The organism is Sphingomonas sp. (genome assembly GCF_042096255.1).
GTDB lineage: Bacteria > Pseudomonadota > Alphaproteobacteria > Sphingomonadales > Sphingomonadaceae > Sphingomonas.
Genome location: NZ_JBELLZ010000101.1, coordinates 1 through 10123, shown reverse-complemented (window position 1 = coordinate 10123; position 10123 = coordinate 1). Strand labels below are relative to the sequence as shown.

Below are 10123 nucleotides of genomic sequence, written 5' to 3'. Positions count from 1 at the left end.
TCATAACCTGAAGGTCACAGGTTCAAATCCTGTCCCCGCAACCAACTCAAAAAAACAACACCGCGAGAGCTCTCGTCGTTTCTACGATGGGGGCATCCGCCGCTTCGTGCCCGCCCTCATGACGCTGACCGGTCGTGCCCGCCTCAGGGCGCTGTCACAATGCGTTGCACGCCGGTAACGACACTCGGATGGTAGCTCCCCCGCGACGCCTCAAAGAGGCTTTTTGCGCGTGAACGTCCCCAGTCTCCTTGCGCCATCAGCCCTCGATAGACCGGATAGATCAGCAGCCCGCGCCCGACCTGTCCGAGCAGTTTCTCGATTCCGGGTAGGGCCGGCTCGTAGCGGTTGGCGATCGCCAGCTCGGCCCAGGCCGACCGGATATAGGCGTTCCGGGCTCGGGACAGGCCGAGCGCTTCGTCGAGTTCCTTGAGCCTTTCGGGCGGCTGCCTGCGTGGCAGGCCATTGAGGAACCGCAGCCACTGCTGGGTCGCCCAGCCCTGCGTGCGAACGGCTGAGATGGGCCCGCCGGCCTTCACCGCCAAGAGTTGCGCGTCGACCGCGGCCAGCGTCGACGAAGTGACGTGGACCGCATTGCCCGGGAGGCCCGGTTGATAGGCCCAACGGTCGAGTTGCAGTTTCGCCTCCAGCCCCGCATCGTTGCGGATCAGCTCGCGCCGTAGGTCGGCCAGGAAGCCGGCAGTGGTCTGCGGCTGAAACGCATGCCGGTCGAAATAGCCGCGCAGGTACGCATCCCAGCGTGGCCGGCCGACAGCCTCCTCGATCGTGCGCAGGAAGGTGGAGCCTTTGAAGTAATCGAGCTGGCCGAAGGTGTCGCCGGGATTGCCATGCAGCCGGGTGGTGGCGGCGTCAGCGCCACCCGCCGCCGCGATGTCGCGTTGCAGGCCGTCCCAATCGAGATCCGCATACATGGCGGCGCGCTCGCGACCGTACACGGCTTCCATGATCCGGTTCTCGAAATAGGTGGTGAAGCCCTCGTTGAGCCAGCTGTCCGACCAGGTCGCGTTGGTGACGAGGTTGCCCGACCAGCTGTGCGCCAGCTCATGCGCCACAACGTCGGTGTTCGATCGGTCGCCGGTGAGGATCGTCGGCGTCAGGAAGGTGAGCGTCGGGTTTTCCATGCCGCCGTACGGAAAGCTCGGCGGCAGCACGAGCATGTCGTAGCGGCCCCAGCGATACGGGCCGTACAGCGCCTCGGCGGCGTCGATCATCTTTTCGACGTCGCCGACCTCCTGCGCCGCGGCGTCGAGCATCGACGGCTCGGTCCAGACGCCCGAGCGAGGACCGGTTGCCTTGAAGGCGAGATCACCCACCGCCATCGCGATCAAATAAGGCGGCACCGGCATGTCCATGCGGAAGCGGAAGCTGCGCTCGCCGTTCGGCGCGGGCCTGCCGGTCGCGCCATCGAGACGTTCCCCGCTCATCACCGCGACGAGATCGCCCGGCACGGTGATCGTCGCGTCCCAGGTCTGGCGGATGCCCGGGCTGTCTTGCGTGGGAATCCAGCTGCGGTTGTTGATCGGCTGCCCCTGGCTGAACAGATAGGCCTTGCGCTTGCCTGCGGTCAGCTCTGGCGGGAGCCATTGGAGCGCGGTGGCACCGGGCCGGGTGGCATAGCGGACGACGATCCGTCTGGCGTTGCCGAGCTGCACGGTCAGTGCCTGGCCGAGCTTCGGATCGTCGGCGCCGACTGTGTAGCGGAGCGGCTTGCCCCCGCCGTTGGTGATGCTGCGGATCGACAGGTCGTCGATGTCGAGGACGATCTCGCTGGCACGCGGGGCCGCCAGCACGTCCAGCGTGGCGGTCCCCGCCATCGTCTTCGTCAAGAAATCGGCCCGCAGGTCCAGCGCGACATGGGTGACGCGGGCGCGCTCAGGTCGGGCGTGCGTCCATGTGTCCTTCGCCTCCGGCGTGGTGAGGATGGGCGCAGGTGCGGCCTGTTCGGAGGCGGCCGGGCCGGCGATGACCACGGCCGCGGTGACGGAAGCGAGAAGATGGCGCATCGTGCATGGGTATGCGCTCGACGCGCCCGCGGCAACGCTCAGGCGATCACGGATAGCTGACCGTCTTGGGCATGCCCGGGATCGGGATCCATTCGATCTCGTCACCCGGCACCACCGGGAACTCCCGCGCCATCCACGCGCGCTTCGCCTCGGCGATGCGATCGCGCGAGGAGCTGACGAAGTTCCACCAGACGTGGCGCGGCGTCGCGAAGGCGTCGCCACCCGCCAGCATCGCACGGCCGCCGTGCGCCGAGCGGAGCGTCGCCGCTATGCCGGGGCGCAGGACATAAAGCTGCATCGGCAGCAGCGGCATCCCCTCCAGCGTCGCCTCACCTTCGGCGAGATAGATCGCCCGCTCCTCCGCCGCCGGGTCGATCGGCACCGCAGCGCCGGTCTCCAGCGCAATGTCGGCGTAGATCGTGCCGGCATAGGTGGTGGTCGGCGCGCGTGCGCCCCAGAGATTGCCCATGATCACGCGCGCCCGGGCGCCGTGCGCCTCGACTACGGGCAGGCTGGCCGCCGGGACATGCTCGAATGCTGGATCGATTTCCTCGCGCCCGTCGGGCAGCGCCAGCCAGGTCTGGATGCCGGAGAGCGGCGGGCCAGCAGGGCGCACCTCGGCCGGAGATCGCTCCGAATGGACGATGCCGGTCCCCGCGGTCATCAGGTTCACCGCACCCGGCTCGATGACGATGTCGGTGCCAAGCGAGTCGCGGTGATCCATCGCCCCGTCGAACAGATAGGTGACGGTGGCGAGATTGATGTGCGGGTGCGGGCGCACGTCGATGCCGGTGCCGGGGGCCAGCGTCGCCGGGCCCATCTGGTCGAAGAACAGGAATGGACCCACCATCGTCCGCGCCCGCGCAGGCAGCGTGCGATGGACCTTGAACCCGCCGAGGTCGTGCGTGACCGGCTCCAGCGTGATCTCGATCAGGTCGTCGCGGGTCATGCAGCGTCGAGCTCCGGATAGTGGCGGAAGATGCCGTCGGTATTGAACGCGATGCGACGATCGCTGGCGAGATAGGCGGCGATCCCCGGCAGTGCGGCGACCTGATCGCGAATGCGGTGCAGGTTGGGGAAGTCCGCCGCCACCGCCGCCATCCGCTTCGGGAACATATAGTGCAGGCCCTCGATCAGCTGGAACAGCGAGGTATCGGCATAGGTCCAGCGATCGTCGATCACCCACGCCCCCGGGTTCGCGCAGGCGGCCTGTTCGAGATGGGCGAGGAACTTGGGGATGCGGTTCTCGCGGAACTGCCCCGCGGCGCGTGCCGCCTCGGCCTTCTGGTCGTCGTAATAGGTGCCAGGATCGACTGGATGGTGGATGTTGTGCACCTCCGCGACCATGTCGCTGATGGTCAGCTGAAGCTGGTGCACCCAATAACGATCGGTGATCCGCGACGGCGCCAGGCCATGGCGGTCCCCGAGATACAGCAGGATGTTGGCCACCTGCGCGATCGCCATTCCGTCGATCTCGAGATAGGGCGGCGCGAAGGGCGGGCGCTCCTTGCGCGCTCGCATGTCCGCGACCAGCGCCTCGGCGCCGCCGGCGCGGGCGCAATCCCGATAGTCGATTCCCGCAGCCTCCAGCGCGAGGCGGACGAACTCGCCCCGGCCCTGAATCTCCGGCCAATACCAGAGGCGATAGGCCATCAAGCCTCTCCAGGGGTGCGTGCGCGGATCGCGAGTGCGTGGATGCGGCTCGCGAGCAGGTCGGCGAGCGCCTGATTGACCAGCCGCTGTCGGGCGACGCGCGACAGGCCGGCAAAGGCCGTGCTTTCGATATCGACCCGGAAGTGGGTTTCGCCCGTCCCGTCGTCACCCATGTGGCCGCGGTGCTGCGCGCTCTCGTTGAACACCACGAGCGATGCGGGCGAAAGGGCCGTCCGGAGACGATCCTCGATCACCAGGGTGAGCGGGGTGGTGGCAGTGCCGGTCATTCGCCCCATATAGCCCCTTTTGCGTGGAGTGGCAGTGGCGGAACGGAGGGACAGGCCGGGCGCGCGGTTTCACGGCCGGGTGGAGGGCAGCGGAAGGGTATGTGACGATCCCGGATGCAACGCGCCGGGCGAGTTCCGCGCGCCGCCGCTGGAAGGCGCCGGCGGGCGCGACGGACCGCCCGCGTTCCGCTGGTTCTGCCTGGATCACGTCCGCGCCTTCAACGCGCGCTATAACTTCTTCGACGGGATGAGCGCGGAGGAGATCCATGACGCGCAGCGGCCGATGGCGGGCTGGGAGCGCGAGAGTCGCACTTTCGCGCACAATGGCGCCGATCGCCCGCCGCGCTGGGCCGATTTCGCCGACCCCCTCGACGCGATCGGCGCGCGCTTTGCCGAGGTGCGCCGTGCCACCGCGCCGCGCCAGGACGGCAAGCCGCTGTCGGGCGAGGACCGGGCGAGCCTGAAGGTGCTCGGCCTTGACACCGATGCCGACCGGACCGCGCTGCGGCGCCGCTATGGCGAGCTGGTCCGGCGCTTCCACCCGGATCGCAACGGCGGCGATCGCAGCCACGAGGCCGAGCTGGGCCGCGTGATCGCGGCCTATCAGCAGTTGCGCAAGGCGCCCGCCTTCGCCTGAAGCGTTCCCTTTACGTTCGTTGCCTGCTAAGAGGCGTTTATGCCAGGCGCGGTGCGGAAGATCCTGCACATCGACATGGACGCCTTCTTCGCGTCGGTGGAGCAACGCGACGATCCGTCGCTGCGCGGCCGGCCCGTGGCGGTCGGCCACGCCGCCGCCCGCGGCGTGGTGGCGGCGGCGAGCTATGAGGCACGCGCGTTCGGGGTGAAGTCCGCATTGCCATCGGTGACCGCGCTGCGGCGCTGCCCCGATCTCGTCTTCGTGCCACCGCGCTTCGAAGTGTATCGCGCCGTGTCGCGGCAGATCCACGCGATCTTCGCCGATTACACCGACCTCATCCAGCCGCTGTCGCTCGATGAAGCCTATCTGGACGTTACCGCCGACCGGCGCGCGCTGGGCACCGCCTGGGCGACCGCACGCGAGATCCGCGCGCGCATTTTGGCCGAGACGGGGCTGACCGCGTCGGCCGGCGTGTCGTACAACAAGTTCCTGGCCAAGCTCGCGTCGGACCACCGCAAGCCCGATGGCCAGTTCGCGGTGACGCCCGACATGGGCGCGGCCTGGGTCGAGACGCTGCCGGTGGCGCGCTTCCACGGCATCGGCCCGGTCACCGCGGCCAAGATGAAGCGGCTGGGGATCGAGACCGGCGCCGACCTGCGCGCGGCATCGCTTGCCTTCCTCCAGCAGCATTTCGGCAGCAGCGCCGACTGGTATTTCCAGATCGCCCGGGGGGAGGACGACCGGCCGGTCAACCCGGATCGGGTGCGCAAGTCCTCCGGATCCGAGACGACCTTCGACCGCGACCTCACCGCGGAGGCAGAGATTGAGGCGGGCGTGCTGCGCATGGCCGAAGATGTCTGGACTTGGTGCGATCGCGCCGGCTCGTATGGTCGGACCGCGACGGTGAAGGTCAAGTACGCCGACTTCCGCCAGATCACCCGCAGCCGCAGCTTCCCCGCGCCGATCGCGACGCGAGGAGAATTGCACGCCGCCAGCCTGGCGCTGATCCGCACCGTGCTGCCGACCGACGCGGGCGTCCGGCTGGTCGGCGTCACGGTGTCGAACTTCGCGCCGATAGAGGAGGCGCTGCCGCTGTTCGGCGCTGCCGCGTGAGCGAGGCATCAAGATGAGCCCGTTCGCCCTGAGCGAAGTCGAAGGGCACGCACTGCGGCTGCTCAGGTACTTCGACTTCGCTCAGCACGAACGGAGGATGGTTCAGGTTGGGTAGACCTCGGGTCTACCGCCCCACCGCCTCCTTCAACTTCTTCGCGGCGCGGCTGACGAAGCCTTCCTCCGCTTCTTCCGCTTCCGCCTTGGTCTTGTGGCTGACCCCCGCGGGCTCGGCAGGTGGGGCGTAGATCGAGAAGAGCTTGAGCTCGCCCGAACCCTTGTTGACGATATTGTGCTCTGCGCCCTTGGGGATCACGATCAGGTGGTTGGGCGACACCTTGGTCGAATGGCCATCGACGATCGCCTGGCCCTCGCCCGCGACGAAGAAGGTGGTCTGGTCGGCCGGATGCGTCTCCATGCCGATGTCCTCGCCGGCGGGAATGCTCATCAGCACGATCTGCACCTTGCTGTCGCGATAGACCTCCTTCTGAAAGAAGGTGTTCTTGGTCGCGAGGTCGATCATGTCCTTGTTGAAGACGGCCATGCATGCGCTCCTTGTCTGCTGTCCGGAGCACAACGGATGCGTGCGCCCGCGGGTTCACGTCGCCGCAACAAGCCGCTAACGCCCGGCGATGTCCGATCCGCGCTTCGGCCTCGCGCGCCACATTGTCCTGCCCGGTCCGCTGCCGCTCGACGGCGGTGGGCGGCTGGCGCCGGCGGAGATCGGCTACGAGACCTATGGCACGCTGGCGCCGGACGGCGGCAATGCGATCCTGGTCTGCCACGCGCTGACCGGCGACCAACACCTCGCCAGCCCGCACCCGCGCACCGGCAAGCCGGGCTGGTGGGCGCGGATGGTGGGGCCGGGGCGGCCGATCGATACCGATCGCTGGTTCGTGGTCTGCGCCAACGTGATCGGCAGCTGCCTCGGCTCGTCGGGGCCGGCGAGCCTCGATCCGGCGACGGGCGCGCCCTATGGCATGGCCTTCCCGGTGATCACCATCCGCGACATGGTCCGCGCGCAGGCGCTGCTGCTCGATCACCTCGGCATAGGCCGCCTGGCGGCGGTGGTCGGCGGGTCGATGGGCGGGATGCAGGCTTTGTCCTGGGCGGCGACCTTTCCCGATCGGGTGCAGGCGTGCGTGTGCATCGCCAGCGCTGCCCGCCATTCGGCGCAGAACATCGCCTTCCACGAGGTCGGGCGGCAGGCGATCATGGCGGACCCGAAGTGGCGCGGCGGCGACTATTACGCGAGCGGCGATCCGCCCGCCGCGGGGCTAGCGGTGGCGCGCATGGCGGCGCACATCACCTATCTGTCCGAGGCGGGGCTGACCGAGAAGTTCGGCCGCAAGCTGCAAGGCCGTGAGGCCAAGACCTTCGGCTTCGACGCCGACTTCCAGGTGGAAAGCTACCTCAGGCACCAGGGCCTCGCCTTCACCGACCGGTTCGACGCCAACAGTTATCTCTACATCACCCGCGCGCTCGACTATTTCGACCTCGCCGAGGAGCATGGCGGCCTGCTCGCCAATGCGTTCAGGGGCACGGCGACACGCTTCTGCCTGGTCAGCTTCGACACCGACTGGCTGTACCCCACCGCGGAGTCGCGCACGATCGTCCACGCGCTCAACGCGGCGGGCGCCGCCGCCAGTTTCGTCGAGCTCTCCTCGCCGTTCGGCCATGACGCCTTCCTCCTCGAATCACCGACGCTCGATCGCGTGATCGCGGGGTTCCTGGGGAACGGACGATGATCGACTATTCGGATGACCGCGCCCGGCTCGACGTGCCGCGCATCCACGCCTGGCTCGCCGGCAGCTACTGGTCGCCCGGGATCGCACGCGAAACGGTGGAGCGCGCGCTGGCCGGGTCGCATCCGCTCGGCGCCTTTCGGGACGGTGCGCAGGTGGGTTACGCCCGGATCATCTCCGATCGTGCGACCTTCGGCTGGATCGCGGACGTGTTCGTCGACGAGAGTGTCCGGGGAGAGGGTATCAGCCGCGGGCTGGTCGGCTGGTTCCTGGCGCATTCGGCCTATCGCGATCTGCGCCGGATCGCTTTGGTCACCGCCGATGCGCACGGTGTCTATGCGCCGCTCGGCTTTCACCCGCTGATCCGGCCCGACCGATACATGGAGCGCCTCCATCCCGATGCCGAGGCTCTCCTTCGGGCGGCCCCATGACCCTCCGCCCCGATCTTGCGATCATCGCCGCCAACGTGGCGCCCGGCAGCCGCATCCTCGATGTCGGCTGCGGCGACGGCACGCTGATGGCGGAACTGCGCGACCGCCACGGCTGCGACGCGCGCGGGCTGGAGATTGATCCCGGCAACGTCGCCGCGGCGGTCTCGCGGGGGTTATCGGTGATCCAGGGCGATGCCGATGTCGAGCTGGCAGGGTATCCCGACGGAAGCTTCGATTATGCGATCCTCAGCCAGACGTTGCAAACCGCGCGCGCGCCGCACCTCGTGCTCGATCACCTGCTGCGAATCGGCCGGCGCGCGTTCGTCAGCTTCCCGAACTTCGCGCATTGGCGCGTGCGTGTGTCGCTGCTGTGGGGGGGGCGCATGCCGGTGACGCGGCTGCTTCCGGAACAATGGTTCGACACGCCCAACATCCACCATGTCACCGTGGACGATTTCCGGGCCTTCGTGCGGGCACGTGGGATCACGGTGGAGGGCGCTTGGTTCCTTTCGGATGGCCAGCCGACCAGCGCGGCGGCGGCCAACTTCCGCGCCGAACACGCCGTGTTCCTGTTGCGCCGCTGATACGTTGCGACGCGAAAGCGACAAGATCGCGGAACTTCGCGCCCGCAGCATGGTTCGCGTCCGAACCTGATCCATAACGTAGATCAATACGGAGCCGTGACGAAAACAGCCCTCATCGTGGAAGACGAGATCTTCGTGGCTCTCGATCTCGAGCGCATCCTCGTCGATGCGGGGTACCAGGTGGCGGCGATCGCGGCCGACATGCCGAGTGCCCTGGAGGCAGCGCCACGGGTGGAGTTTGCTTTCGTGGACGTCAATCTGCGCGATGGCGCCACCGGGCCGAGCATCGCCCAGCGGATTGCGCGCGACTATGGGGTGAAGGTGGTGTTCGTCACCGCCAACCCGACCCAGATCGACCCGCCTTCGGGCGGGCTGGGCTACATCCGCAAGCCTTTCACCGAGCGGGCGATCCTGGAAGCGGCCGAGGTGGCTTGCGACGGCGCCTGCCGTGCGGACGGCGACCTCGTCAGGTTCGAGCTGGCATCGCGGGCCGGCTGAGCGACGCCAGCGGCAGCAACAGGCATACTTCCAGCCCCTCCGGGGCCCAGGTCCGCGCGATCGTGCCGCCGAGCTGCCGGACCGCGCTGAGCTCGATCAACTGGGTGCCGAAGCCCGCCGACCCTTGCGGCTCCTGGACGATCGGGCCACCGCACTCGCGCCACCGGATCGCGACCCTGTCATCCTCGCGGGCCAGCGACAGCGTGACCTGTCCGTGCTCGACGGAAAGCGCGCCATATTTGGAGGCGTTCGTGGCCAGTTCATGGAACAGCAAGGCGATCGGGGTCGCCGACCGGTCGTCGATCGGCACGTCCGGCCCCTCGATGCGGATCCGCTCGCCGGAGGACAGCTGATAGGGCAGGAACAGTTCGCCCAGCATGCCGCGCAGGCTGTCCTGCTGGCTTGACGGGCGCGACTGCGCGCTGTGCGGGCGAACGAAATCATGCGCGCGGCCCAGCGCTGTGATGCGTGCGCGCAGGTCGCTCGAAATCGGGGCGAAGTCCGGATAGGTGCGCGAGGCAAAGGCGATCAGGCCGGAGATCACCGCAAAGATGTTCTTGATGCGGTGGCTCAGCTCCTGGCTGATGATCTCACGCTCCTCCAGCGCCAGCTTCTGCTCGTGGATGTCGGTGCAGGTGCCGAACCAGCGCGTGATTGCGCCGGCCTCGTCGCGGATCGGCAGCGCGCGGCCCAGCACCCAGCGGTAGGTCCCGTCGAAATGCTTGAGCCTGTACTCGATCTGATACGGATCGCCCGTCGAGAGGCTGTGGCGCCACACCGTCCAGGCGCGCGCCTGATCGTCGGGATGGAACACGTCGTTCCAGCCCTCTCCATCGGTCGTCCCCGCCGGCACGCCGGTGAACTCATACCAGCGGGCGTTGTAATAATCGTGATAGCCGTCCGGCCGGGTCGACCAGACCATCTGCGGCATGGTGTCCGCCAGCGTGCGGAAGCGCAGGTCGCTCTGGGCGAGGGCGGCGCGATTCTCCGCCTCGGCCTCGCGTGCCTCGCGGGCAGCGCGGCGGTCGTCGAGCCGGCCCATCACCGCCGACGCAAGGATCTCCAGACCGCGGCGCTGGAAGGCGGAGAGGCCGCCGGGGCGCGATTCGGGGCTGATCACGCACAAGGCCCCCAACGGCACGCCCTCGCGCGACACC

At 68.3% G+C, this 10123-nt stretch carries 12 protein-coding genes; 6 read left to right on the top strand and 6 right to left on the bottom strand.

The window, feature by feature from the left end:
• Positions 1-143: 143 nt before the first annotated feature.
• The 4 genes from ACFDTH_RS15335 to ACFDTH_RS15320 are packed head-to-tail and all read right to left on the bottom strand — an operon-like array spanning position 144 to position 3961.
• Positions 144-2021, bottom strand: a complete 1878-nt coding sequence (locus ACFDTH_RS15335; protein ID WP_375288430.1) for a M1 family metallopeptidase — start codon at positions 2019-2021, stop codon at positions 144-146.
• 46 nt (positions 2022-2067) lie between these two features.
• Complete coding sequence (locus ACFDTH_RS15330; protein ID WP_375288429.1) at positions 2068-2970, bottom strand: pirin family protein; 903 nt, start codon at positions 2968-2970, stop codon at positions 2068-2070.
• Positions 2967-3674 carry a glutathione S-transferase gene (locus ACFDTH_RS15325; protein WP_375288428.1) on the bottom strand — a complete coding sequence of 236 codons (708 nt, stop codon included), beginning with the start codon at positions 3672-3674 and terminating at the stop codon, positions 2967-2969. The genes ACFDTH_RS15330 and ACFDTH_RS15325 overlap by 4 nt, the downstream gene beginning before the upstream one ends.
• Positions 3674-3961, bottom strand: a complete 288-nt coding sequence (locus tag ACFDTH_RS15320) for a BolA family protein (protein ID WP_375288427.1) — start codon at positions 3959-3961, stop codon at positions 3674-3676. Before ACFDTH_RS15320 ends, ACFDTH_RS15325 begins: the two co-directional genes overlap by 1 nt.
• 79 nt (positions 3962-4040) lie before the next feature.
• On the opposite strand from ACFDTH_RS15320, the gene ACFDTH_RS15315 reads away from it, so the two are divergent.
• On the top strand, positions 4041-4598 hold the full coding sequence (locus tag ACFDTH_RS15315; RefSeq protein WP_375288431.1) for a J domain-containing protein: 558 nt from the start codon (positions 4041-4043) through the stop codon (positions 4596-4598).
• Between the two features lie 39 nt (positions 4599-4637).
• Entirely contained in the window at positions 4638-5711 is a 1074-nt protein-coding gene (gene dinB, locus ACFDTH_RS15310) for a DNA polymerase IV (protein WP_375288426.1), read from the top strand.
• 124 nt (positions 5712-5835) lie between these two features.
• Here dinB and ACFDTH_RS15305 read toward each other — a convergent pair whose 3' ends face one another.
• The gene (locus ACFDTH_RS15305) at positions 5836-6252 is read right to left on the bottom strand and encodes a cupin domain-containing protein (protein WP_375288425.1); all 417 of its coding nucleotides are present in this window, start codon (positions 6250-6252) and stop codon (positions 5836-5838) included.
• Positions 6253-6340: 88 nt separating this feature from the next.
• Between ACFDTH_RS15305 and ACFDTH_RS15300 the strand changes: the two genes are divergently transcribed.
• The 4 genes from ACFDTH_RS15300 (at position 6341) to ACFDTH_RS15285 (ending at position 8966) form a co-directional block, all read left to right on the top strand.
• Positions 6341-7456 carry a homoserine O-acetyltransferase gene (locus tag ACFDTH_RS15300; protein WP_375288424.1) on the top strand — a complete coding sequence of 372 codons (1116 nt, stop codon included), beginning with the start codon at positions 6341-6343 and terminating at the stop codon, positions 7454-7456.
• Positions 7453-7884 carry a GNAT family N-acetyltransferase gene (locus ACFDTH_RS15295; RefSeq protein WP_375288423.1) on the top strand — a complete coding sequence of 144 codons (432 nt, stop codon included), beginning with the start codon at positions 7453-7455 and terminating at the stop codon, positions 7882-7884. The genes ACFDTH_RS15300 and ACFDTH_RS15295 overlap by 4 nt, the downstream gene beginning before the upstream one ends.
• The gene (metW, locus tag ACFDTH_RS15290) at positions 7881-8468 is read left to right on the top strand and encodes a methionine biosynthesis protein MetW (RefSeq protein ID WP_375288422.1); all 588 of its coding nucleotides are present in this window, start codon (positions 7881-7883) and stop codon (positions 8466-8468) included. The genes ACFDTH_RS15295 and metW overlap by 4 nt, the downstream gene beginning before the upstream one ends.
• Positions 8469-8564: 96 nt before the next feature.
• Positions 8565-8966 carry a response regulator gene (locus tag ACFDTH_RS15285; RefSeq protein ID WP_375288421.1) on the top strand — a complete coding sequence of 134 codons (402 nt, stop codon included), beginning with the start codon at positions 8565-8567 and terminating at the stop codon, positions 8964-8966.
• Here the strand turns inward: ACFDTH_RS15285 and ACFDTH_RS15280 are convergent.
• Positions 8935-10123 (bottom strand): sensor histidine kinase (locus ACFDTH_RS15280; RefSeq protein ID WP_375288420.1); only part of this gene is annotated, 1189 nt, incomplete at its 5' end. The two genes, ACFDTH_RS15285 and ACFDTH_RS15280, sit on opposite strands and share 32 nt — an antisense overlap.